The sequence below is a fragment of the Sporosarcina sp. SAFN-015 genome (assembly GCF_051966875.1).
GTDB lineage: Bacteria > Bacillota > Bacilli > Bacillales_A > Planococcaceae > Sporosarcina.
Genome location: NZ_JBQCKP010000007.1, coordinates 176,056 through 200,898, shown reverse-complemented (window position 1 = coordinate 200,898; position 24,843 = coordinate 176,056). Strand labels below are relative to the sequence as shown.

The window sequence follows — 24,843 nt, the reverse complement described above, 5'->3', positions numbered from 1 at the left end:
GTTTAGAAGGATTTCTACAAAAACAACATTATCCCTACATCCGCCTGAATCCGTTGGAGGCTAAGCTTCAGATGGCTTCCATGCGCCGGCATAAGACAGATAGTAGTGATGCCCATGAACTGGCCAAATCCCATTTTAAATCAGATAGGCAGGAAACCTATGTACAAGAAGACTACTTTGAACAGATGCGGGCACTGGGACGCTACTATGATGATCTAGAAAAGGAGATCAGGCATAACTACAATCGCTTACACGCTTTCCTACAATTAAGCTTTCCATTGTTTGAAAAGGTGTTTTCGAAAAACTCAGCCATGTTTTTAAATATCGTGCAGCTTTATCCGCACCCGGCATGTTTACATAAGCTTTCAAGGGAGGAGTTGGGCAGCCAGATCAAAAGGGCAACCCGTAAGATCATATCTACTCAAAAAGCGGAGGAGAAAGCAGTTCTACTGATTGCCGCTGGGAAAAACTCATATTCGGCTATTGGTCCGAAGGACGTACGTTGCGAACATTTAAGGCACTATGCAAAACGTATCGTGGACCTAGTAAATCAGAAAAAAGATATCATCAAACAGATGGTGGAATTATCAAAGGAAAGAGTGGATTTCCAAGTGCTCGTGTCGTTCCCGGGAATCGGAGAAACTACAGCTGTAAGAATCATCGGTGAATTAGGTGACATTCGACGCTTCAAGAATCCAAAACAGATCAATGCATACGCAGGGATTGATATTCAACGACACCAATCGGGCAAGCTCCAGTACCAGGACCGGATTAATAAACGGGGAAATCGAAGATTGAGGAAAATCCTTTATTTCATGGTGATGTCGATGATCTCCTTGCGGGCAAAGACTAAAAACACAATCGTGGATTATTATGATCAATTGAAAAAGCAACCTCAGAGTAAGCCTCATAAGGTTGCGGTAATCGCATGTGTGAATAAGTTCCTGAAAGTCGCATTTCACCTTATCCAACATGACGTCCTGTATCATTACGAATCAGCCAAAGCTTCGTAACAGGATAGCTTCACTATAGCACATATGACCTTACGAAAAAACAAATATTCGTCAGGGCTATTTGGCATACTCATTTTTATTTTGGAAGCACCTGTTGCTTGGAGTGCAGGCGCCGACTCCTGCGGGAATAGCATGAGCCTTGAGACCCCGCAGGGCGCACGCCTTTTGCGACCGAGGAGGCTCAAGCCATGCCCGCGGAAAGCGAGCGCCGGAACGGAAAGCAACAGCCTGTTGACATAAATATACATCTCTGATTCATTCAAAGCTAAAAAGAAATTATTAAAACACTTGACTGCAGGTAAGGAAAGCGTCCGTCCGTAGCGCAAATCAATCTTCACTAGTTAATTCAATTATAATGTAAAAAACTGTAGACAAACGCCAAAACTTCTGGAATTTGTCTACAGTCATGAACGGGCCCATAGGAACCGTTCCATTTACTATGCAATTACTTCTTTATTAATCTCTACTTTATTTAATAAAGATAAAATACAAAATGAATAAAATGAATAAACCGTACATGATCGGATGGATTTCTTTTCTTCTTCCGCTCAGCAGCATTGTAATCGGGTAGAAGATGAATCCGATTGCGATACCTGTTGCGATGCTATATGTCAATGGCATCGCAATGATTGTGAAAAATGCAGGTACTGCGATTTCAAATTTTGTCCATTCGATATTCCCAAGTGTCGATACCATCAATACTCCAACGATGATAAGTGCGGGTGCAGTCACTTCGGGAGTAATGACAAACAATAATGGAGAGAAGAATAACGCTAATAGGAATAGCACACCTGTAACAATAGAAGCAAATCCGGTTTTTGCACCAGCTGCCACGCCTGCTGTCGATTCGATATAAGAAGTCGTTGTCGACGTTCCGAAAATCGAGCCAGTTACTGTCGCGAGCGAGTCGGCAAGCAATGCCTTTCCGGCACGTGGTAATTTTTCGTCTTTCATTAGACCCGCTTGTGTAGCCACGGCTACTAGTGTTCCTGCTGTGTCGAAAAAGTCGACGAATAGGAAAGTGATGACGATGACTAGAAATTGGGTTGTCATTAATGATGCGGGATCGTTGAAGAGCGCTTCAAATGCTGCACCGAATGTTGGGGCAACGGACGGCACTTTGTCGACTACCTTCGTCGGAAGATCGATCAAGCTGACGATCATTCCTAAGATTGTCGTCAAAATCATTCCATAAAATATAGCTCCTTTAATTTTCCGTACCATCATAATGACAGTGACGACCAAACCGAAGATGGCAAGCAATGTAGGTCCAGCAGACAAATCGCCAAGTGTTACGAGCGTATTTGGATCGGCGACGATGATTTTCGCATTTTGCAGACCGAGGAAGGTGATAAAAAGACCAATACCCGCACCGACCGCAAGTTTCAATTGAGATGGTATTGCATTGATAATCAGTTCACGTAATCCCGATAAAGATAAGATAATAAAGATAAGTCCAGAGAATAATACGCCTGTCAAAGCTGTTTGCCACGGAATTCCGTATGTGAGCACAACTGTGAATGCAAAGAATGCGTTCAATCCCATACCAGGAGCCAAACCGATAGGATATTTTGCGATTAGACCCATAAATAGCGAACCGACTGCTGCTGCCAATGCAGTGGCAACGAAAACAGCGCCTTTATCCATTCGCATAGCATCAGGTAGATCAGGCACTACTTCCAATGAAAGCATGATCGGATTGACTGCCAGTATATATGCCATCGCAAGAAAAGTAGTAAGTCCCCCGATGATTTCCCTCCGATAATTCGTTCCAAGCTTTTCAAACTCAAAGTATTTCTTCATGATAACCGTCCTTTTATGTAATTTTAAATAATGGTGATCCTTGAACAGTTCGGAAATCCATTTTAACAACAAAAAAAGGAAGTATACGATACTTACTCGCATACTTCCCCATGACAACCAAATTAAAACGATTTCCGCTTTAATTCAATCATCGTAGTCAGAACATTTACGGCGTTCTGGTAGAGACTTTTGGGCCATATCCCCAAAGATATACGATGCAGTTATTCAATTTTTATTTATTCCCACTCAATTGTGCCTGGTGGTTTTGCAGTAATATCGTAGACCACGCGGTTTACGTGATCGACTTCCGATGTGATTCGTGTACTGATTTTTTCAAGAATGTCCCAAGGGATGCGTGCCCAATCCGCTGTCATGCCGTCTACGGAATGCACTGCACGCAAACCGACTGCATAGTCGTAAGAACGTTTTTCATTCCTTACTCCAACGCTGCGGATGTCCGGCAAGATTGCGAAGTATTGCCAGATTTCCCGATCAAGTCCGGCTTTCGCGATCTCTTCACGGAGAATCCAGTCGGCTTCACGGACGATATCAAGTTTCTCTTCCGTAATTTCCCCAAGCACCCGAACACCAAGGCCAGGACCAGGGAACGGCTGGCGATGAACGATGTCAGAAGGCAAGCCTAGCTCTGCCCCTACAGCACGCACTTCGTCTTTGAATAGTGCTTTCAATGGCTCAATCAATTCAAACTCCATGTCCTCTGGCAATCCGCCGACGTTATGGTGGGATTTGATCACTTCATTCGTTGCTGTTCCACTTTCGATGATGTCTGCGTAAATCGTACCTTGCGCAAGGAAGTCAATTCCTTCCAACTTCGCAGCTTCTTCGTCGAATACATAGATGAACTCACTGCCAATCGTTTTCCGTTTTTGTTCCGGATCAGTGACACCTTTCAGCTTGTCCAAAAAGCGTTTGCGAGCATCTACTTTAATGAAGTTCATGTGGAATTTATTGCTGAACGTTTCAACAACGCTTTCCACTTCACCTTTTCGAAGCAGTCCGTGGTCAACAAATATGCAAGTGAGCTGGTCGCCGATTGCACGGTGGATTAATGTCGCTACAACCGATGAATCAACGCCGCCGCTAAGTGCGCAAAGGACTTTCCGGTCGCCTACTTGAGAACGGATTTTTTCGACTTCGCTATCGATAAAGCTTTTCATCGTCCAACTGTCTTTTGCTTTACAAATTTCAAAAGCAAAATGACGTAACATTTCTTTTACATCCTCCGGTTGTCCTACTTCCGGATGAGATTGCTCGTTATACGGATATTTTTCTTCTTTTGCAAATGCAATTGATTTGCCGTTTGAGCCTATCTCAAGTACAGGGATGCCTAAGTTGAGCACTTCAGGATTGACGCTAAGCCCAGCATCTTTGGATCCGCCAGACAAAATAATTCCGACAGCCTGCATGTTTTGAATTTCCTCAGCTGTAACGGTATGAGGATGCAATTCACTGTAAACCCCCAACTCACGGATCGTGCGTGTGATTAGTTGGTTATATGCACTACCGAGATCCAGAACGACAATTTTTTCCTGTTCGATTAATAAAGGAGCTGTCGACAATTGATCCACCTCTTCCAATTAAATTCCGAAGCCTCATAAATCAGCAAAGACGCGTAAGAAAGTCCTTCTTTCCACGCGTCTCAACATTCTACTGCAGGCAGAAACAGACATGGCTGTCCTGCCTTCATAGACAAGCCATTCACGGTGGCCTGGTAGAAACGTCCGAACCATATTATCGGACATATATGAGGGCATATCGGTTGTTCTTTTTTCTCATCTTACGCTTCTGATGATTAAAAATCAACAGGTAGCCCTATTGATTAAATCTTCCCATATTTCCTGCAAGCTTGCCCAATCTTCATGATTTGTATAACCGCCATAAAGACCTCTTTCATAAGCTTCCGTAAGCTGTCCCATTCTGCGGCCCCCGAAATGCGAATCCACCGATTTCGCATATTCGGATAAAGTCATGCTGTTCGTCCGTTTAAATCCAAACCGGTCCAGCTGTTTCAAAAGACTTTTATATTGTTTTGTATACAAATCCCAATCCGCTTTCTTCTTCCGATACGCATTGATCAAAAGTTTAGGGATCCATTTCCCACGATGCTGATAAACTTTCCAGGCAATAAACAGAATGATTCCAATGCCCAGAACTCCAACCCATGCATTTTCACGCAAGAACTTGTTCGTTTTCCCGAAGAAAGCGACGAAGCTATTCTCTTCATCTTTCTTTTCCGAAGCTTTAGCCCGGTCTACTTCAGGCTTCTCACGCTCTTGCATTTCAGGTATTTCAGGATCACTTACATCCATTTCCAAGTCATATTCGATTCCCGTCGTATTCGAAAATCCGATAGTCGGTTCGAAAGGCATCCATCCGAAACCTGGAATATAAGCCTCTACCCAGGAATGCGCTTCATTATTCGTCACCGTATATTCAATCTTGCCTCTTGAGTTTGTTTTTCCTTCACCTGGAGCGAAGCCTTTTACCCAGCGTGCTGGAATATCGGATGCACGCAGCATGACGACCATGGACGTTGAGAAATTATCGCAATATCCGCGTTTCGTATCAAAGAGGAATTGATCGACGTAATCTTCATTCCCTTTTGGCACAGCCACATTCTGCTGATCATATACGAATCCGTTCCTACCAAAATACCGTTCAATCGATTTCGCTTTTTCATAAACGCTCTCCTGATTTCCGGTAATAGAAAGCGCCAATTCGCGGACACGGTCCGGCAATTGCTCAGGCAGCTGCAAAAATTCGTTGAAATCCTCGGATTCCAACGCATAGTCATCCATCGAAGTTTCGCGCAATGCCTTCAAGCTGTATTTCTTCTCAACGAGGTCAATTCCGAATGAATCAAGCTCAGTGCCTTCTCCATCCTTCATCACCCAAAATTGGCCCGTGTCTTGCCGGTTTTGCAAGACGACGTCTGTCCTCGTATGAATTTTGGACGTGCCATAAGGATAGACGAGATAAGGCAGTCGTTCATTCATAAAGATTTCGGCGTGGAGAAAATCGTTTTCTTCAAGTAAACTATCTGCACCGTCATAGGCAAGCAATGAACCTGGGACAATATTGACGGGCATTGTATTTTCAGATTGCTGTTCCCAGCCTTTTGAAGTGTACGTATTTTTCGTTTCAATTTTCCAGTATTGCTTCTTAGGAACGGTCGCTTTAAAGACAACCGTATTGTCTTGCGCAAATGCGCCACCTAACTTTGAATCGTCCGTATCATACCCGCTTTTCGAAACGACACTGCCGCTGCCGATCCCCTCTCCTTGGACGATCGATTTCAAGAAAGGGACAGGATCAGCCCATACCGGCCCCCGTTCTGGCATGAAACTCGCGAATGCGCTGCTGCAAATAACCGCGAATAACAGTGGCAGGGAAAAAGCGGCGAACATTCCTGTGTTCATTTTCCGTCCATGGCGATCGGAAATTCGGGAAATCGTCAGCAATCCAATCAATAATAGCCCCGATACCATAATCCTAAAAATCGCCCCGTCCGCCGAGTAGGAGCTGAACGTATCCAAAACAGCGATGAAGATGACTGTCATTGCATAGAAAAGGAGAATACTTTTCCGCACTTCGATCCAATGGCGTATCAAATATATCGTCATCCATAACAGAACGAAAAAGAGGACCGTCCGGAATGGATTCGTAATGCCCTCCCAATTCCACGCGGCGATAATTCCGATATTCGATAACAGATCGTTCATAAGCATTGCGACTGTTTCTTTCGATAGAATGGCAGTTTTGAAAAACACATAGTGAAGAGACCAAAATAGATAGATAATCTTCAGCGGAACGGATAGCCACCATCTCATCTTGAGCAACCCAAACAGGAAGGAGATAGCGATGAAATAAAGGAAGACCGATATATATTCCGTATCGGTCAATTCAATGACAGGCAAGAGCCATTCCCAAAGCAGGACGAAAGCCAGCACATACATAAGTATAAGGAAACGCATATCCGTTCTTCCTTCATTCATTAACTAGCCACCTCCTTAAATGCTTGCGCAAACTGCTTTCTGCTAAGTGCATGAATTGTGATCCCTTTTGCCTTCGCGTATCTAATTTGCTCTTGCAGCTGTGTAGGCAAGGGCAAGGCAATCTCCGTGTCAACGAGCACAAAACAGATGACCGATCTTGTATTTTTTACGAAGCTCATCATCGATTGGAGGAATGCCCAATCAGGATGGCTTGTCACAATAACTATACTGCCAGCAGATGCTTCAAGTGTAGACGATAGCGGCTGTACTTCTTCTTCAACAACCGGTCTAACTTTAGCTAAATGTACAAAAACATCTTGCAACTGGTCTGATGAATGGATGAACGGAAACATAACCGTCTCTGCACCTACGGAAGCAAAAGCGATATTCGCCTGATGGTTTGTCGCCTCTTCAACAATGGAGGCCGCAAGCTCCACCTGCTCTTCGAAAAGGTTTGACTCCCTTCCGTCCAGCAGGACAATAATATCTTCCGACTGTCGATCTTCAAATTCTTTCGTCATGAGATTTTGCGTACGGGCGAATGACTTCCAATGGATCCAAGTGACCCGGTCACCGGCCTGGTAATCCCTTACTCCTGTCGCCATCGTTGTATCTTTCACAAGCGAGAACGGGGACACGAGTGATCCGCGGTCGTATTGAGCGTTGATCGGTACGTATTTGATTGACGTCGTATTCGGATAAACAAGAATGACATCTTTCAATTCCAGAAATGCCCGCTTTTGGATCCAACCAAAAAAATCGGAGACTTCTATTTCAATGCCTTCTACAATATGCTCCCCTCTTGGAAGCTTATCGATCTCATACGAGAATTCCACACTTTTTTTGAAACCGAATAGGAAAATATGTTTTGAAAGTTTTTTCGTTTTCAACTCCATAGCAGGGTCCGCCCACTTTTCAATCGCGACTGTGTATAACAAAGGGAACGGAAATGTCCGCGTAAGTTTAACCGTAACGGCGAGCTTCCCTCCACTCTCAATCGTTTTTGTCCGGATAAGGCGTTCAGCTTTTATATTATTCATCGGATAAACGAATAAAGCGATTGAATACAACAGGAAAGGAGTAAGCATATAGAAAATCGTCCAACTCACTTTGCCGCCTTGGAACATCGCAAAAACATAGACGGAAAAGAAAAGGCCGACGATGAAAACGAAGCGGCCAGTCATCGATAGCAATCTTTTCCCTTTACTCATTTCAAACCAACCCGGTCGATCGGCACACTTACCCGTGTAAGGATCCGTTCGACAATTTCATTTGCAGTTATCCCTTCGTACTTCGCTTCTGAACGAAGGATCATCCGATGGCCAAATACAAATGGTGCCAAATATTTCACATCATCGGGCGTTACATACGTTCTTCCTTTAATGAGCGCATATGCTTGGCAGGATTTCATGAGCGCGAGGGATCCACGCGGACTCACGCCGAGATAGACATGGGCATTGTTACGGGTTTCCGATGCACAGTCGACGATATACGTTTTGATTGTATGATCGACAGTCACTTCTTTCACTGCTTGTTGGAGCTCCGCTAGTTCGTGAATCGAGAGGACTGTTTCCAACTGCTCAATCGGCACCGATTTTTCTGCTCTGGAAAGAACTTCAATTTCTTCGCCTCGTTTTGGATATCCCATTTTCAATTTGAAGAGGAACCGGTCCAACTGCGCTTCCGGCAATGGATACGTCCCTTCATATTCAATCGGATTCTGTGTCGCCATGACGAAAAACGGTTGCGGGATTCGGATCGTTTCCCCATCCACCGTTACGGAGGATTCCTCCATGCTCTCGAGTAATGCGGCTTGCGTCTTTGGAGACGTCCGGTTGATTTCATCAGCTAGAACGATGTTCCCGACAATCGGCCCCGGTCTGAATTCAAATTCCATTTCCTTCGGGTTGTAGATCGAGACGCCAAGTACATCAGATGGCAATAAATCCGGTGTGAACTGTATACGTTTAAAAGAGGCGCCGATCAATTTTGCAAGCGCCTTTACCATCATTGTCTTCCCTACTCCCGGCACGTCTTCCAACAAGACATGGCCGCCTGCAAGCAAGGCGGTGACGCTCAGCTCCGCGATATCCCGCTTTCCGATCATTACCTTATCTATATTCGAAAGAACTTTGTCGATCACTTGTGCGTAAGTCATTCTTTTTCCTCCCATTCCAGCTTCTCTCTATAACGTGCCCATAATTTAACAGAAACATGTCCGAAAATTTACAAAATGTAACTTTATAATACCGTAATAACGAATAGGCTACAACCTATTGAAAACACTACTAAACAAGATATGACAAAAATACGCATAAAAACAGATGAAGGAAAGCTTCGTGCATTCCTTCATCTGTATATTTCGCGAGCTATTGAAATTCATTTCCAAAAATCATCGAATATCGTAATCGGCATATGTCGTTTATGTTCCGACCGTTTATAATGCTTTTCGATCGTTTCAAGAGCTTTGTCCGAGACCGGTTTCCCTTCCAGGAAGTCATCAATCTCCTCATATGTGACGCCAAGCGCAACTTCGTCAGGCAATGCTGGTTTTTCGTCTTCGAGGTCTGCAGTCGGCACTTTTTCATATAAATGCACCGGGGATCCGAGCTCTTTCATGAGCTGACGGCCTTGCCTCTTATTCAAGCGATAGATTGGCATGAGGTCAGCTGCGCCGTCACCGAATTTTGTGTAGAATCCTGTCACTGCCTCCGCCGCATGGTCGGTTCCGAGAACGACACAGCTATGCGATGCTGCGATCGAATACTGGACTTTCATCCGCTCCCGAGCTTTCTCATTCCCTTTTGTATAATCGGAAATGATGATTCCCGCTTTCTTCAACGCTCTTTCGCTTGCATCGACCGCCTCTTTAATATCGACCGTATAGAGCAAGGAAGGTTTGATGAAATCAAGTGCATCCTGCGCATCATCTTCATCAAATTGTTTTCCGTACGGCAATCTAACGGCGATGAACTTATAGCGATCCGTATCGTTCTCTTCATTCAATTCATCAACGGCCATCTGCGCAAGCCTTCCGACGAGCGAGGAATCTTGCCCACCCGAAATACCGAGAACGAAGCCGTTCACAAATGTATTTTTCACTGCATATTCCTTCATGAAATCAATCGATTTGCGGATTTCCTCTTTCGGATCAATTGACGGCATGCTTTTCAGTTCCGCAATGACCTGTTCTTGGAATGTCATTGTCCGCACCTCCTCATCTCATTGAGTACTCATCCACCATGTCCTGCACTTCACGGATATTGCGCATTTTATTATCCCAACATTTCTGGCTCAAATCGACCGGATATTCTTCCGGATTCAAGGACCGTTTATATTCATCCCATAATAGATCCAAATTTTCGTGGGCGAATTGTCGCATTTCATTCAATGTAGGATTTTTGTAAATCACTTTCCCGCCTTCGACGACTTTCGTATGCAAATTTACGGCATCGAAGTTTGTCACGAATTTGGAAATGAACGTATGAACAGGATGGAACATTTTAATCCTTTTTTCAACTGTCGGGTCTTCGTCGTGCATCGTAATGTAATCGCCTTCCGCTTTGCCATTCTCACGATCAATAATGCGATAAAGCTTTTTCTGACCAGGCGTTGTCACTTTCTCGACATTGGATGAAATCTTGATTGTATCTTCCATTTCACCATTATCATTCTCGATGGAGACAATTTTATAGACCGCCCCAAGAGCAGGTTGGTCATAAGCCGTGATCAGCTTTGTGCCGATGCCCCAAACATCTACTTTCGCTCCTTGCGCTTTCAAGTTCAAGATCGTGTACTCGTCCAAATCGTTCGACACAACAATTTTCGCATCTTCGAAACCAGCAGCATCGAGCATGCGCCTAGCTTCTTTCGAGAGGAAAGCGATATCCCCGCTATCGAGTCGGATACCGACGAAATTGATCTTATCACCGAGCTCTTTCGCGACTTGAATTGCTGTCGGGATGCCGATTTTCAAAGTATTATACGTATCGACGAGGAATACGCAGTCCTTATGACGTCTCGCGTACGAATGGAATGCTTCATATTCACTCCGGTACGCTTGTACTAAAGAGTGGGCATGTGTGCCAGCAACCGGAATCCCAAAACGTTTTCCTGCACGGACATTGCTTGTCGCCTCCACTCCTCCGATGACAGCTGCTCGTGCTCCCCAAACCGCTGCATCCATTTCATGGGCGCGCCTGCTCCCGAACTCCATGACAACTTCATCTTTGACGACTTGCTTAATACGACTAGCCTTCGTTGCGATGAGTGTTTGGAAATTAACGATATTGAGTAACGCAGTTTCGATCAGCTGAGCTTCCGCCAATGTCGATTCCACGCGAAGAATCGGTTCGTTTGCAAATACAAGTTCCCCTTCCTTCATCGAATAAACATCGCCAGTGAAACGCATTTCTTTCAAATAATCAAGAAAATCATCCTGGTAGCCAAGCTCTTCCCTTAAATAGGTCAAATCGCTTTCACTAAAATGGAATCCCTTCAAAAAATCAAGGATCCGTTCAAGCCCTGCAAAGATTGCATAACCATTTCCAAACGGTAAATTTCTAAAGTATAGCTCAAAAACCGCTTTCCGTTCATGGATGCCATCCGCCCAATACGATTCCATCATGTTAATTTGATAAAGATCTGTATGTAATGCCAAACTGTCATCTGCGTATTTCGAACTCATGCCAAATCTCCTTCTTCCGAATTCTTCTGATAGGTACAGTATACACTATTTACCCTTAATTCAATTGAAATTAACATACGCGTTTCATCCAAATACTTTCAACCCGACCGCTCCTCCGATGATCAAACAAAGGAATAAAATCCGTTTCCATCCGGCCGCTTCCTTGAAAAACAAAATGCCCATCAACACAGCACCTGCCGCACCGAGTCCGGTCCAAATCGCATAGGCCGTTCCCATCGGAATATCGCGCATCGCGAGTGACAAAAACCAAAATCCGACCGAAAATGTTCCGACAATGAGCAGCAGGCGGGGCAACGATCTTTTCTGCAAATACAGATTGATGGCCATGACGCCAAAGATTTCCCCGAAACTTGCTAGGACCAAATATACCCATGCCATTTCAATCGCCCCCTTCCGACTCTTCAGATTCGACCGTTGTCATTTTGATCCCGATCACACCTATGATAATAATCGCAATAAAAATTAACTTTGTAATAGAGAACTCCGCATGGAAAAACAGAAAGTCTATAAGAACAATTGCCGCCGCTCCGGAACCGGTAAACACCGCATACACCGTCCCAGACGGCAGCTTCTCGCACGCTTTAATAATTGCATAAAAACTAATGATGATGGCAACGACGGTTCCCGCCCATTCGAGTGCATTATCGGAATAACGAAGTCCAATCACCCAAAAGATTTCAACGATTGCTGCCAATAAAACATAAAGCCACGCCATTGGAAATCCTCCTTCTCATTTATCCACCACCCATCATTATAGCAAACGTCAATGGACATTCATTTCCGAAACTTCTTGCAATCTTTTGGGAAGCATGATAACTTTAGATAAATCTTTTTTCTAACAATACTATATTTTGATTCTTATCACGAGAGACGGAGGGATTGGCCCGATGAAGTCTCAGCAACCAGCCCGATTTTGGTATGGTGCTAATTCCAAAAGGCGTAGAACGTCTTGAAGATAAGAAGATTGATTTCAACTATCGTTGGAGGCCCTCTTCTTATTTAGAGAGGCCTCTTTTTTTAATAGACAAAGGAGATGGACAACTTGACAAAGCAGAGCATCAACACGAGATTGGTACAACTAGGAAATCAGAGCGACCCGAGAACTGGAGCGGTCAATCCTCCACTTCATTTTTCGACAGCGTACAAGCATGACGGATTGGGGCTTTCTACCGGCTACGACTATACACGCACAAAAAATCCGACTCGGACGATTCTCGAAGAAGGCATCGCCAATCTTGAAAACGGTGACCGTGGATATGCATGCAGCTCGGGCATGGCGGCGATCCAGCTCGTCATGTCCCTATTCAAATCCGGAGATGAGCTAATTGCTCCCGACGACCTATATGGGGGCACATTCCGTTTATTCGACCAATACTCGGACTTGTACAACATCCGGACCTCTTATTCATCTTTTGAAAACGTCAAGGAAACGGAAAAGCTAATCACTGAAAACACGAAAGCGATTTTCATCGAAACACCGACAAACCCGCTCATGCTTGAAATCGATATCGAACAATATGTAGAGCTTGCAAGAAAGCACGGCTTGCTAGTCATCGTCGACAATACGTTTTTGACGCCATATTACCAACGTCCAATCGAGCTCGGTGCGGATATCGTCATCCATAGTGCAACGAAATATATTGGAGGCCATAATGACGTGCTTGCCGGACTCGTCGTCGCCAAAGGAGAAGAGTTGTGCAAACGTTTAGGCGACAACCACAATGCGATTGGCGCAACGCTTTCTCCGTTCGATTCATGGCTTGTCATCCGCGGTTTGAAAACTTTGCATGTACGAATGAAACAACATGATGCGAATGCGAAAGAGCTTGTCTCCTATTTGGAAAACGAACCGCTTATCGATGATGTGCTCTATGCAGGTAAAGGCGGGATGATTTCATTCAGGCTGTGCAAGAGTGATTGGGTCGATCCGTTCTTGCAAAACCTACGCTTGATCACATTTGCCGAAAGTCTCGGAGGAGTCGAGAGCTTGATCACGTATCCAACGACGCAAACTCATGCGGATATTCCTGAGGAAGAGCGTGAAAAACGCGGCGTCGATAAACGACTATTGCGCTTCTCGGTAGGATTGGAAGAGGCAGAGGATTTAATTGCCGATCTTAAGCAAGCCATTGCCATCGCTGCTGAAACGACGGCTGTCGGGCAAAAATAACAATAGGGGAAAGAGAGTGATTCTAATGTCAGTTGAAACAGTGAATGAAATTCAAGCAGCACTTCAATTATTGAAAAGCAAAGAGTGGGTGGATTTGACCCATACATTCGGTCCGGATTCACCCCACTTCTTCATGTTTGACGACGCCAAATTCGAAACGCTTTTCACCCATGATGATGGCTTCTTTGCACAAAAGTTTTCATTCCCAGGGCAGTATGGAACTCATATCGACGCCCCTATTCACTTCGTCCGCGACACACGGTATTTGGACCAGTTGGAGTTGCATGAGCTGGTCCTGCCGCTAGTCGTCATCGATAAATCGAAGGAAGCCGAAGCTGACAATGATTTCACATTTGGAATCCAGGACATCTTAGACTTTGAAGCGGTTCACGGAAAAATCGGTGAAGGCACATTCGTAGCATTGCGCACAGATTGGAGTAAACGTTGGCCTGATCACAAGGCGTTTAACAATAAGGACGAAGATGGCAACAACCGAATTCCCGGCTGGGGATTGGACGCATTGAAATTCCTTTTCGAAGAGCGCAGCGTAAAAGCGGTCGGCCACGAAACATACGATACCGACTCTGCTGCGGACTTCCGCAAGAAAGGAAAATTGGAGGGCGAATATTATGTCCTTGACCAAGACACATATCAGATTGAATTGATGACCAATTTAGATAAGCTGCCTGCTACAGGAGCCATCATTTTCAACATCGTCGCAAAACCAGAAAAAGCATCCGGCTTCCCCGTCAGATCATTCGCTATCCTTCCTTGACCAGGGGAGCAAAAGAAAAGGCCGCCTCTTAGTACGAGACGGCCTTTCTTTTCATATTATTTTGCTTCAGCTAACGCTTTTGTTTTTGAATAAAATGCGATGAAATTGTTGACAACATTATCTAAAAAGTCAATTGTCGCTTGGTCTGTCAATTGACCATTCTCGTCCATTTTCTCGTGTACAGATCCGATATACACTTCATTGTTCGGCAATAGTGCAGGAGAGAGCATTGGGTTCGACAAGATTTCACGTAAGTGGATTTGAGCACGTACACTTCCTAACACGCCCATCGATGAGCCGATAATGAAAGCAGGCTTGTCTTTGATTGCGAAGTTGCTTCTTGAAAGCCAGTCAACCGCATTTTTCAATACACCCGGAATCGAAAAGTTGTATTCAGGTACCGCAAAAAGGACAGCGTCTGAATCCCTTACATTGTCCAGGAAATCCTTTACGTCTTCAGGCTGATTGTTTTCTCGTTCAACGGAAAACATATCAACATTATTAATGAAAACAGGCGTGATCTCTAGCTTGTCCGCATATTTCTTGCGGAGATACTCAACCAGTTTCAGGTTGTATGAAGTCGGGCTATTACTACCTATGATTGCTTTTACTTTAATTGCCATGATGTTGGACTCCTTTATAGTTGCTATTTTACCACTAGCATAGCCACAATACGACAATGCATGTGTCCTATTTGAAGCTAGTGCAATCGTTACTTGACGCTAGTGATTGTCTCACATTCAAGATATTTTTTAAAAGAATATGCTCAGACGAAAAGAGCGTTCTCTCTTTTGTATGAGGGAACGCTCTTTTGATTAGTTTCAGTAACTGAAGAAAATCGCCCAGAACGGAATGTTTTTCCGCTCTTTTCTTTTTCGTTTGATTGCTTTTTGGCCAAGTCGATACTGCTCGACTTCCAGTCGCATTTCTGCCATTTGTCGTTGAATTACTTCTCTATCAATTGTATACATATCATTATTCTCCTAATTGGAGAGGGACCTTAAACGAGATTACAATCGGCGTCCACCTGTCGTGTCGCCATTACTATCTATCCATTTTGGAGATTCCCACTCCATCAATTTTTTGTTTTTTATTTGTTCATAACGTTCATGTTTTGCGCCTTGATAAATCATTTTTGCTTTTCCTCCTTTATTTTTTATTTGAATCAATTCACTTGCGTGGTGCATCGCTATCCACTTTTCAGAGACTCCACCTTCAATACTTTCTGCCGCTGTCCTACTTTCATCATCAGAAACACTCCTTTTCGTTTTGTATTTATGCTACACGCAAAGCGTGAAAACACCGAATTTTCCTTCAAAAGAAGACACAAAAAAGCACACGCCTTTTGCATAAGCGTGTGCTCATATAAAAGAACGGCATACCATGCCATTCCTCAGTCTATAATTAGAAGGAGAGTTTAGTCAGGCACGGATCAAGTATGAAATTAGATTGGATTAGCATTGCGTTTTTCATGTTTCCGTACCTCCTTTTCATAATTTAGAATAACTTACTTCTCCAGGATACCATTACCATTTATTCATTGTCAATAGGAAATTCCAAAAAAATATTGATTCCCAACAATAGGGTTGGCAAGTGCTTCTTAGAATAGTGTATGATAATGATAAGAACTGCTTCCAGAAATGAAGGAGGACCATCATTATGAACGAAGCTAAATTACAAAAGGAAGCGATGCACGTTTTAAAGCTGACGAGCAGGACTTTCTATATTCCGATTAAGTTATTGAATCCAACACTGCGAAAAACGGTAGGCTCTGCCTATTTATGCATGCGTGCGATTGATGAAATAGAGGATCATGAGGAGTTGCATCCGGAGAGCAAACAACATTTGTTGAAGGCTACGAGCAAGCTCCTGCAAACCGACTTATTCGACGCTGCTGAGTATCGCGCTCTTCTGAAGCCTTATGAAAACTTATTGCCGGAAGTGACGTTGCGACTTGGCGATTGGCTATCTGTATGCCCGACAAGTATCGTGGCGAAAGTGAAAGAGTCGACAAGCATTATGGCGGACGGCATGGCGAAATGGGTTGGAAGGGATTTCCTGATTCAAACGAAAGAGGATTTGGATGACTATACATACTATGTAGCAGGTCTTGTCGGTGTGATGCTTTCCGATATTTGGGAACAGTATGACGGAACGAAAACGGATCGGGACTTGGCGATTGGGTATGGTCGAGGATTGCAGGCGGTGAATATGCTGCGCAATCAGGACGAGGATGCGGAGCGCGGCGTCCGTTTCCTTCCTGAAGGATGGGACAGGCATGACCTGTTCGAATATGCGGAGCTGAACTTGAAAAAGGCTGATGAATATATCGAGTCTATTTCAAACAAAAACATCTTGACGTTCTGCAAAATCCCCCTTGCGTTGGCGAAGCGGACAATCGGCGCGTTGCATGGCGGGCATGAGAAAATGAATCGTGCAGAAGTAGAATCGACCGTGGATGCGATTTTGAAGGAAGTATAATGTTGGGAGTTATGAGCGCTTGGCAGGAGTTATGAGCGCTTTTCCCGTTTTATGAGCGGTTGGCGGGAGTTATGAGCGGTTGACAGTTTTATTTAACGAAAAGAGAGGCTGCTACGGTCGTAGCAGCCTCATTTATTATTTTGCGGATTCTTTGATGGATTTTCTTTTTGTTGTTGTTTCACAGGTGGTCCTTGATGGTCATTAGGCTGTTTATTCAATGATGATGAGTGATCTGGCGGCCCTTTTTTATCTGCATGAGGCGGTACATTTTCACTTCTATGATCGTTCTGCTTCTTTTCCTTTTTCTCCACCGGCGGACTTTGCTGAGCTTCAGGCTGATTTGTACGCTTCATCTCCATTTCTTTTTGTTGCGGAGTTGAAGGTGGCGTGCTGTCTTTCTTCGTTTTTGGGGATTTGTCTTCCAGCTTCTGTTCTGACTTTTTCTCTTTCTGATCCTTTTTACTAGCAGGTTGATTTCCACTTGAAGACTTTTCATTTTCTACAGAGTTGAATTGATGAATCGACATTTTTTTCTTGTTCGCCACTTTTCGTTTCTCTGGCGTGCTTTCAGCAACTTGCAAATTCAAGTCGTCATACTTTCCACGCACTTCCTGTACAGCAGCTCCAATCACTTGACGCGCTTCGTGCTCCTTTTCGGCAGTTGGGTAGACTGTCGTAACTATAATTTGATTGTCATGCATCGATAATTCAGATATGGCCCTATCGAGCACGGAAAGGATTGGACGGTTCTTCCATTCTGCTAAATCGTCCTTTTGCGCTTCATTCAAATAACGCAAGGAAATGACATTACCTTTCCGGTTCACTCCAAACTCCATTGCTGTGCCAGATTCCAATTGTACATACGCCATCACTTTATCGTTTAAAGGGCTCAATGACGACACAAAGAAAAATAGAAGGGCTGCCGCAACTAAGAAGGCTCCAGCTAAACGCGTCTTCGGTCTTCTTCCGGTCATAAAAGACGGAGTAACGAGTGCGAATTCAGCTTCCTCACCGATCTCGGGTGGATCCCCAAACGGAACTCCCCGCAGAAATTCACCTTTCGCCGTTAGGAACACCATATATTTTGTTTTCTTTTCGCAAACAATGCCTCTATATGTCCGCATCATATGAGTTCCCCTTTTACGTATTCCTTTATGTATATAAAATCGTTGTTTAGCAACAGCGTAACCGCAATGATGTATTTCCGGTGTCGCTCAATCGTTTTCCTGGAGACTTCGACAATCTCTTCCAACTGCTTCATTGGTAGTCTCTTATTCTCCATAAGATGATTATAAAACTCTGGTGTCTCCGCTATGATTTGTGCGAGTTGAAAAGCGGTCTTTCTGGAATCAGCGTGTTTTGGTGATACTGCGGCAAGCTCTTTGAATGATAAGCCGTATTCATCAAGCAATCTGCCGTACTCGGCCAGCTCTTCCCGACGTTCCTTCGCTCGACGTTCTTCTGAATAAGAAAAGATCGATGATTCATCGAAGACATATTCGTTGGCCATTTCATTTTCATCGTCATCAATCGTTAGAAGGACGTTCGCATTTCTCACTGCTTCTTTTCGTATATAATCGATCAGCCGCCGTTTCATGATCAAATGGGCAAATGTCTTCAGTGAAGCATTTTCCTCCGGTTTGTATTTTAAAACCGCCTCGTGAAATCCGACCATTGCAATACTGAATTCTTCATCGCTATCGTCAATGAATCGATTGCATACGAAAGAAGCCGTCTTTTTCATGAACGGAGTAAATGCGATGAGAAGCTCATCCATGACCTTCTCATCGCCAGTCTTCGCCTTCCATACAAGCTTATCTATTGCTGTATTAGATTCCTTATTGAAGATCCCTTGTATGATGGACAAAAGCATGGACAACCCTCCGTTTCCATCAATTCCGATTGCTTCGATTGTAAGTGGACAATCGGAAAATGGAAAGCAGTAAACTATGGTAAATTAGTTTTTCTTCTCTTTTTTCTCTTGTTTTTGCTGTTCCTTTGCAGCTTTGCGCTCTTCCTTCAATGCATCACGTTCAGCTTTTTGAGCAGTTTTCAATGCTTCTTTTTCCTCTTTATGCTTTGCGTTCAATTCAGCTTGAGGATTTTTCGCTTTCACTTTAGCCGGCTTTTCTTCTTTCACCGGTTCTTCTTTCACCGGTGCTTCTTCTTTTACAGGCTCTTCAACTTTCGCTGGTTCTTCAGTTACCGGCGCTTCTTCTTTAACTTCCTCTTCTGGTGTTTCAACTACAGGCTGCTTGCTTTCCCATTTCGCAATGGAACGTTCCATATTGCGTTTAATGGCCGCTTTCGCATTCTGGTTTCCAGCATTTTCATATGCTTTTGCCAAGGCAGCAAGATTTCCTGCTGTATAGCCTTCCGGAATTTCAGGCAATTCGTTTTCATCTGTTTCAGTCGCTTGTTCTTTATCGGATTCTGTTGTTCCCTCTTTGTCAGTTTCCGTTGTTCCATTTTCTTTGTCCGTTTCAGTCGTTGTCTCGCCTTCGTTCGTTTCAGATGCAGCAACGTCCGTCTCCGTGTCATCTGCTTTCACAACTTCTCTAACCGGACTTACAGGTGAGACTGTGTCTTTTCCAATTTCGCTAAGATCGATAACTTCAGTTACTTTTCCACCATCTGCAAGTGCATAGCTTGTCCCTCCAACTGTCAATCCCGCGATAAGCAATGCTGCTCCTGTTTTTCTCCACTTCTTTTGCATATCAATCACCTCGTCTAAGTTGTTGTCCACTATCGGACATACTAGTTATTCGAAGTGGATTCTCTTTTTATGGGGGTCGACATGAAAAAAGTTACGAGATTAGCAGTTTACACATATTTTCTCGTCAAGTGGATAGACTAGTTAATTGAATAAAGGAGGGATGAACATGCCAAGACCTTTACCGAATGATTCTGCAGATAATGTGGACCGATTAAAGAAGACGATTAGCAATATGGAAGCTGCGAATGAAGCAGCGAAAACTGCTGAGGGTGCAGAACTTGCTTCCATCAAGGAGAAGAACGAACGCCGAAAAGAAGCGATTGACGGATTGCAAGAAGAAATCCATCAGGAAAACAAATCGCGGATCAACGGATACATTTGAAAAAGGCACTCGGACGACATAATCGCCCGAGTGCCTTTCACTGCTTATAACGTCTAAACTCCGCTTTTGTATTAAAACATCTTCGTCGTCCAGTTTTCTCCGTTCCACACATCCGTCACAACGCCTTCGTAGAAATCAGGCTCATGGGAAATGAGCAACACACTGCCCTTATATTCCTTTAACGCGCGCTTCAATTCTGCTTTCGCATCGACATCCAAGTGGTTCGTCGGCTCGTCGAGAACGAGCAAATTCGTTTCCCTGTTAATGAGCTTGCAAAGGCGAACTTTTGCCCGCTCTCCACCACTCAGCACTTTCACCTTGCTCTCGATATGCTTCGTCGTCAATCCGCAGCGCGCCAACGCGGCACGCACTTCATACTGCGTGAAATGCGGGAATTCATCCCACACTTCTTCCAAGCAAGTGCGATTATTCTCCGACTTTATCTCCTGCTCGAAATAGCCGATTTCAAGATGGTCGCCAAGCTCGACAGAACCCGCAAGAGATGGGATTTCACCGAGAATGCTTCGTAATAGCGTCGTTTTCCCGATACCATTCGCCCCGGACAAAGCAATCTTCTGCCCGCGCTCCATAGTCAAGTTGAGCTCCTTTGACAGCGGCTCATCATACCCGATGACGAGGTCTTTCGTTTGGAATAAATAACGTCCCGGCGTACGCGCAAGCTTGAAATCGAATTGCGGCTTCGGCTTTTCAGCATCCAGTTCAATGATATCCATCTTATCGAGCTTCTTCTGGCGGGACATCGCCATCCGGCTCGTTGCTGCATTCGCTTTATTGCGCGCAACAAAGTCCTTCAAGTTGGCAATTTCCTTTTGCTGCTTCTTATATGCAGCCTCTACTTGCTGCTTCTTCATTTCATGGACACGCAAAAACTCATCATAATCCCCTGCGTACCGTGTAATTTGCTGGTTTTCCATATGGTAGATCAAGTTAATGACGCTGTTCAAAAAAGGAATATCATGCGAAATGAGGATGAATGCATTTTCGTAGTTCTGCAAATAATTACGCAGCCACTCGATATGCTCGACGTCCAAATAGTTTGTCGGCTCATCAAGAAGCAGAATATCAGGCTTCTCAAGGAGGAGCTTACCGAGTAACACTTTCGTACGTTGCCCGCCGCTTAAATCGTGGACGTCACGGTCAAGCCCGAACTCATCCAATCCAAGTCCATTCGCCACTTCATCCACTTTGGAATCGATAATATAAAAGTCGTTATTCGTCAGCTCATCTTGCATCTGCCCTGTTTCCTCTAGCAGCTTCTCAAGCTCATCGGCATCGACTTCGCCCATCTTCGCGAAAAGAGCGTTCATCTCCGCCTCCAGATCATAAAGGTATTGAAACGCAGTCCGCAGCACATCACGGATGCTCATCCCTTGTTGTAGCACGACATGCTGATCCAAATATCCGACGCGCACACGCTTCGCCCAAGCGACCGTTCCAGCATCCGGCTCAAGCTTACGCGTGATGATATTCATGAACGTCGATTTACCTTCCCCGTTCGCACCGATCAGGCCGATATGCTCCCCTTGCAATAAACGGAACGAAACATCATCAAAAATTGCCCGGTCCCCGAACCCATGGCTTAAATTACTTACTGTCAATAAACTCATATGTTGTACACCTTTTCCTTCTGTCAAAGTAAAATCAAAAAATCAGTCTAAAAACGCATAAATCATACAAAGATGCATACGTCCTTCATTATATAGCCATTTCCCAATTCGGGATAGAGAAGATGCAAAGTTTTTTCATCGTCAAATGGCGTTCAGTACACGCAGCGCGTCGAGAACACTATTTAAAAAATCGGGCAGCTTCCCCATGTGCTCCTCATTGATTTTCGCCTTGAATTTCACTTCAATATTGTTCAAGTAACCGGGTGCGTCCTCTCCGTATATGAAACTTAACGTTTGGGTAACAAGAACTTCATTTTCCCATATGTCATTCAATGTTTCCTCGATCTGTCCGCACTGCTCCTCTTCTTCTCGAACACGCTTCAGAAAGCGTACTGTCAATGAACAGCCAGGATTTTCTCCGGGTGCTTCCAATATTTCATCCGCCAAGTCTTGTAAAGATGCCTCCAAAATGATTTCGGCAGACACATCTTCCAAATGAAAAAGTGTAAATTGTAAAATGAATTTCCGTGCTAGAACCGCGAAATCCATTTGATCTGATCGGTTGACGATCCGTATATCGCGATCGATCGTATCAAGATCATACACCCGGTTTTCAAATGCGACTTTTAAGTTTTCGAAAACAGTTGGATCGTACATATTGGTTCCTCCAAAACAGATGTAATTGTTATTTCTATGTAACCATAATCGATCATAAAAAGGAAATTGCTCTTGATATTTATGTCGAACCATGGTAGATTGGTGAATGGAAATTTCATAACTTCAACATATATGTATAACCTCAATAATACGGTTTGAGGGTCTCTACCAGGAACCATTAACTCCTGACTACAAAGGTAACTTACTTTGCAGTCGGGATTTTTTTATTTTATAGAGGAGGATTTTTTATGGATTTACGAGTTTTAATCCTTGCGATATCAACGATTACAGTCGGACTTGTTGAATTGATCGTCGGAGGCATATTGCCAATTATCGCAGATGATTTAAATGTTTCCATCGGGACGGCGGGGCAGCTCATTTCGGTCTATGCGCTTGTGTTCGCCATTGCCGGTCCGGTTTTATTGTCATTGACCGCTAAAATTGAGAGGAAAAAGCTTTATTTAGTTACGATGGTGATCTTTTTCGCCGGAAACATTATGACCTTTTTCAGTCCCACTTTCACATTTGTCATGATCGCCCGTGTCATTACCGCGACGAGTGCGGCACTGCTCATCGTCCTTTCCTTGACGATTGCCGCTCGGATTGTTGAAGCGCCTAAGCGTGCGAAGGCCATCAGTTATATTGTGATGGGGATCAGTTCTTCCCTCGTGCTAGGCGTGCCACTTGGCATTCTCATTACGAATGCGTTCGGTTGGCGCAGCGTCTTTTTAGGAATTGCGGTTCTTTCGATCTGCTCATTCATTTTCGTTTCTATTTTCCTTGGGAAGATTCCGATGAGTGAAGTGCAGCCCCTTTCCATGCAAATCAAATCACTCGCAAATAAAAAAATCGTCTTCGCGCACTTGGCAACGATGTTCATGCTAGCCGGCCATTATACGGTTTACGCCTACCTTACACCATTCTTGGAAATGAATTTGAACCTGAACCAATACTGGATCAGTATCTGCTATTTCCTTTTTGGAATAGCAGCAGTAGCTGGCGGAGCGTTCGGGGGGAATCTTGCCGGTTGGGTCGGATCAAAGAAAAGTATTCTCATTATTATCGGTTCTTTCGCCTTGATCTTATTCGTATTGCCCTACTCGACATTTTCGTTTCCGTTCTTCATTGTCATCATGATGATTTGGGGAGCATTAAGCTGGGCCCTTGCACCGCCGCAGCAGGATTATATTATCGAGACCGATCCCGTTTCGTCTGATATCCATCAAAGTCTAAACAATTCCGCATTGCAGGTCGGGATCGCATTGGGTTCAGGAATCGGCGCTGTCGTATTAGGCCAAACCGATTCGGTCACAAGCACAACGACTGTCGGGGCTGGAGTTGTCGTCATTGCATTTTTGTGCGCTGCCGTTTCGATATCGATGGCAACCGGCAAAGCAAGACGTGCGAAAGAAGTACAAGCCAATTGATGAATAAAGTACAAGGGACCTCACCTAGATCATGGTAGGTCCCTCTTTTTTTATTCTTCGCTTCTTACTCTTTCAAATATGAAAGATCAATCATGCCTTCAATATCACTGCTCGTCACATATCCGGCTTCCTTACTAATGTCCGCCATTTCTTGAATGACTTGCTCATTCACCTCGGTCGTAACTTCAAGCTTTGCAAATGCGGCAGTTGTCTCTTCTTCATTGATTTCCTTGCCCGTCAAATCTTTTATATGTTGAATGACCAACTTTTGAGCTTCCTCCGGATTTTGTTGGATGAACTCGACTGCCCGCTTGTGCGCTTTCAAATAAGCGCTCGCAAATTCTTTGTTCTTCAAGAATTCATCGCTTGCTGCAACGACTGTGTTTGTCGATTCCTTCCCCCATGCAAAAACATCCCAGTCCAGGATCAGCTTGCCGTTCGCCTGTGTTTCGAGGATATTTCCCCACGGCTCTTGTGTCGCTGCGGCATCGACTGCGTTTTGAACAAAAAGTGTAGCGGTGTCAGCAGGCGCAGCTGCGAATAATTCGACTGTACCGCCGTTCGTGGTCGTTTCGAGATTCACTTCTTTCAATGCTTTTCGAAGCATGACGTCTTGTGTGCTTCCAATGACCGGAATGGCGACTTTTTTGCCATCTAGATCGGCAAGTTCCGAAACGCCTCCGCCTTCACTCGCGACAAGAACAGCTCCTCCGTTCACTGCGCCAGAAATCAAACGGAACGTCGGGTTTTTCACGTAGAAATTCAACAATGGACCAGGACCGACTGTACCGACATCAATCGATTTTGTCGTCATCGCTTCCATGAAAAGACCACCATTGCTGACCGTCTTCGTTTCAATTTTCACATCATCCCCAAACTCTTCCTCAAAATAACCGTTTTCAAGAGCAACGATTGTAGCGATATGAGTCAAATTCGGGAAGTACCCGATTTTAACTGATTTTTCGCCTGAGGATGAAGAGCCGCAAGCAGTGAGGATTCCCATTACTAAAACCGTTAACAACGTCATAATCAATGACTTTTTCATTGTCGACATCTCCTTTGTATGC

Annotated in this window: 24 protein-coding genes and 4 riboswitches; of the genes, 6 read left to right on the top strand and 18 right to left on the bottom strand. The window is 44.3% G+C overall.

Features of this window, described 5'->3' with window-relative positions:
- The coding region (locus tag ACTHPA_RS13720) for an IS110 family transposase (RefSeq protein WP_440500986.1) at window positions 1–1,013 on the top strand (1,013 nt) is incomplete at its 5' end.
- A 468-nt stretch (window positions 1,014–1,481) separates the two neighbouring features.
- On the opposite strand, the gene ACTHPA_RS13715 is transcribed toward ACTHPA_RS13720, so the two are convergent.
- The 9 genes from ACTHPA_RS13715 to ACTHPA_RS13675 form a co-directional block, all read right to left on the bottom strand.
- Window positions 1,482–2,816 carry an NCS2 family permease gene (locus ACTHPA_RS13715; protein WP_440500984.1) on the bottom strand — a complete coding sequence of 445 codons (1,335 nt, stop codon included), beginning with the start codon at window positions 2,814–2,816 and terminating at the stop codon, window positions 1,482–1,484.
- 134 nt (window positions 2,817–2,950) lie between these two features.
- Window positions 2,951–3,052: riboswitch (purine riboswitch) on the bottom strand.
- The gene (gene guaA, locus ACTHPA_RS13710) at window positions 3,053–4,396 is read right to left on the bottom strand and encodes a glutamine-hydrolyzing GMP synthase (RefSeq protein WP_440500983.1); all 1,344 of its coding nucleotides are present in this window, start codon (window positions 4,394–4,396) and stop codon (window positions 3,053–3,055) included.
- A 107-nt stretch (window positions 4,397–4,503) separates the two neighbouring features.
- Window positions 4,504–4,605: riboswitch (purine riboswitch) on the bottom strand.
- Between the two features lie 31 nt (window positions 4,606–4,636).
- Window positions 4,637–6,832, bottom strand: a complete 2,196-nt coding sequence (locus ACTHPA_RS13705) for a DUF4129 domain-containing transglutaminase family protein (RefSeq protein ID WP_440500982.1) — start codon at window positions 6,830–6,832, stop codon at window positions 4,637–4,639.
- The gene (locus ACTHPA_RS13700) at window positions 6,832–8,043 is read right to left on the bottom strand and encodes a DUF58 domain-containing protein (RefSeq protein WP_440500981.1); all 1,212 of its coding nucleotides are present in this window, start codon (window positions 8,041–8,043) and stop codon (window positions 6,832–6,834) included. The genes ACTHPA_RS13705 and ACTHPA_RS13700 overlap by 1 nt, the downstream gene beginning before the upstream one ends.
- Window positions 8,040–8,990 (bottom strand): AAA family ATPase, encoded by a 951-nt coding sequence (locus ACTHPA_RS13695; RefSeq protein ID WP_440500980.1) that lies wholly within the window; start codon window positions 8,988–8,990, stop codon window positions 8,040–8,042. Before ACTHPA_RS13695 ends, ACTHPA_RS13700 begins: the two co-directional genes overlap by 4 nt.
- Window positions 8,991–9,211: 221 nt before the next feature.
- A complete protein-coding gene (gene nadE / locus ACTHPA_RS13690; protein WP_440500979.1) occupies window positions 9,212–10,036 on the bottom strand; it encodes an ammonia-dependent NAD(+) synthetase in 825 nt (274 codons plus the stop codon).
- Window positions 10,037–10,049: 13 nt separating this feature from the next.
- On the bottom strand, window positions 10,050–11,519 hold the full coding sequence (locus tag ACTHPA_RS13685) for a nicotinate phosphoribosyltransferase (RefSeq protein WP_440500978.1): 1,470 nt from the start codon (window positions 11,517–11,519) through the stop codon (window positions 10,050–10,052).
- A gap of 84 nt (window positions 11,520–11,603) precedes the next feature.
- Window positions 11,604–11,918, bottom strand: coding sequence for a DMT family transporter (locus ACTHPA_RS13680; RefSeq protein WP_440500976.1), 315 nt, complete (start codon window positions 11,916–11,918; stop codon window positions 11,604–11,606).
- A gap of 1 nt (window position 11,919) precedes the next feature.
- Window positions 11,920–12,255 carry a DMT family transporter gene (locus tag ACTHPA_RS13675; protein ID WP_440500974.1) on the bottom strand — a complete coding sequence of 112 codons (336 nt, stop codon included), beginning with the start codon at window positions 12,253–12,255 and terminating at the stop codon, window positions 11,920–11,922.
- Window positions 12,256–12,395: 140 nt separating this feature from the next.
- A riboswitch (SAM riboswitch) is annotated at window positions 12,396–12,502 on the top strand.
- A gap of 71 nt (window positions 12,503–12,573) precedes the next feature.
- Here ACTHPA_RS13675 and ACTHPA_RS13670 point away from each other — a divergent pair.
- Both ACTHPA_RS13670 and ACTHPA_RS13665 read left to right on the top strand, forming a co-directional pair.
- On the top strand, window positions 12,574–13,710 hold the full coding sequence (locus ACTHPA_RS13670) for a methionine biosynthesis PLP-dependent protein (RefSeq protein WP_440500973.1): 1,137 nt from the start codon (window positions 12,574–12,576) through the stop codon (window positions 13,708–13,710).
- Between the two features lie 25 nt (window positions 13,711–13,735).
- Window positions 13,736–14,485: a cyclase family protein gene (locus ACTHPA_RS13665; RefSeq protein WP_440500971.1), complete on the top strand. Its 750-nt coding sequence runs from the start codon at window positions 13,736–13,738 to the stop codon at window positions 14,483–14,485.
- Between the two features lie 56 nt (window positions 14,486–14,541).
- Here the strand turns inward: ACTHPA_RS13665 and ACTHPA_RS13660 are convergent, their stop codons facing one another.
- The 3 genes from ACTHPA_RS13660 to ACTHPA_RS13650 all read right to left on the bottom strand — a co-directional run bounded on the left by ACTHPA_RS13660 (window position 14,542) and on the right by ACTHPA_RS13650 (window position 15,618).
- Window positions 14,542–15,108: an NADPH-dependent FMN reductase gene (locus ACTHPA_RS13660; protein ID WP_440500970.1), complete on the bottom strand. Its 567-nt coding sequence runs from the start codon at window positions 15,106–15,108 to the stop codon at window positions 14,542–14,544.
- Window positions 15,109–15,306: 198 nt separating this feature from the next.
- The gene (locus ACTHPA_RS13655; RefSeq protein WP_440500968.1) at window positions 15,307–15,456 is read right to left on the bottom strand and encodes a hypothetical protein; all 150 of its coding nucleotides are present in this window, start codon (window positions 15,454–15,456) and stop codon (window positions 15,307–15,309) included.
- 39 nt (window positions 15,457–15,495) lie between these two features.
- Window positions 15,496–15,618 carry a hypothetical protein gene (locus ACTHPA_RS13650; RefSeq protein WP_440500966.1) on the bottom strand — a complete coding sequence of 41 codons (123 nt, stop codon included), beginning with the start codon at window positions 15,616–15,618 and terminating at the stop codon, window positions 15,496–15,498.
- Between the two features lie 526 nt (window positions 15,619–16,144).
- Here ACTHPA_RS13650 and ACTHPA_RS13645 point away from each other — a divergent pair.
- A complete protein-coding gene (locus ACTHPA_RS13645; protein ID WP_440500964.1) occupies window positions 16,145–16,966 on the top strand; it encodes a squalene/phytoene synthase family protein in 822 nt (273 codons plus the stop codon).
- Window positions 16,967–17,094: 128 nt separating this feature from the next.
- Here the strand turns inward: ACTHPA_RS13645 and ACTHPA_RS13640 are convergent, their stop codons facing one another.
- The 3 genes from ACTHPA_RS13640 to ACTHPA_RS13630 form a co-directional block, all read right to left on the bottom strand.
- On the bottom strand, window positions 17,095–18,093 hold the full coding sequence (locus ACTHPA_RS13640; RefSeq protein ID WP_440500962.1) for an anti-sigma factor domain-containing protein: 999 nt from the start codon (window positions 18,091–18,093) through the stop codon (window positions 17,095–17,097).
- Complete coding sequence (sigI, locus tag ACTHPA_RS13635) at window positions 18,090–18,839, bottom strand: RNA polymerase sigma-I factor (protein WP_440500961.1); 750 nt, start codon at window positions 18,837–18,839, stop codon at window positions 18,090–18,092. Before sigI ends, ACTHPA_RS13640 begins: the two co-directional genes overlap by 4 nt.
- 84 nt (window positions 18,840–18,923) lie before the next feature.
- Window positions 18,924–19,682 carry a hypothetical protein gene (locus ACTHPA_RS13630; RefSeq protein ID WP_440500959.1) on the bottom strand — a complete coding sequence of 253 codons (759 nt, stop codon included), beginning with the start codon at window positions 19,680–19,682 and terminating at the stop codon, window positions 18,924–18,926.
- Window positions 19,683–19,848: 166 nt separating this feature from the next.
- On the opposite strand from ACTHPA_RS13630, the gene ACTHPA_RS13625 reads away from it, so the two are divergent.
- Window positions 19,849–20,064 carry a small, acid-soluble spore protein tlp gene (locus tag ACTHPA_RS13625; protein WP_440500958.1) on the top strand — a complete coding sequence of 72 codons (216 nt, stop codon included), beginning with the start codon at window positions 19,849–19,851 and terminating at the stop codon, window positions 20,062–20,064.
- Between the two features lie 71 nt (window positions 20,065–20,135).
- On the opposite strand, the gene ACTHPA_RS13620 is transcribed toward ACTHPA_RS13625, so the two are convergent.
- Together ACTHPA_RS13620 and ACTHPA_RS13615 are read right to left on the bottom strand one after the other, a co-directional pair.
- Window positions 20,136–21,692, bottom strand: coding sequence for an ABC-F family ATP-binding cassette domain-containing protein (locus ACTHPA_RS13620; protein ID WP_440500956.1), 1,557 nt, complete (start codon window positions 21,690–21,692; stop codon window positions 20,136–20,138).
- A 141-nt stretch (window positions 21,693–21,833) separates the two neighbouring features.
- Window positions 21,834–22,349 (bottom strand): hypothetical protein, encoded by a 516-nt coding sequence (locus tag ACTHPA_RS13615; RefSeq protein ID WP_440500954.1) that lies wholly within the window; start codon window positions 22,347–22,349, stop codon window positions 21,834–21,836.
- A 112-nt stretch (window positions 22,350–22,461) separates the two neighbouring features.
- Window positions 22,462–22,561, top strand: a riboswitch (purine riboswitch).
- Window positions 22,562–22,597: 36 nt separating this feature from the next.
- Between ACTHPA_RS13615 and ACTHPA_RS13610 the strand changes: the two genes are divergently transcribed.
- Entirely contained in the window at window positions 22,598–23,776 is a 1,179-nt protein-coding gene (locus tag ACTHPA_RS13610) for an MFS transporter (RefSeq protein WP_440500952.1), read from the top strand.
- Window positions 23,777–23,840: 64 nt separating this feature from the next.
- Here ACTHPA_RS13610 and ACTHPA_RS13605 read toward each other — a convergent pair whose 3' ends face one another.
- Entirely contained in the window at window positions 23,841–24,821 is a 981-nt protein-coding gene (locus ACTHPA_RS13605) for an aliphatic sulfonate ABC transporter substrate-binding protein (RefSeq protein ID WP_440500950.1), read from the bottom strand.
- Between the last annotated feature and the right edge of the window lie 22 nt (window positions 24,822–24,843).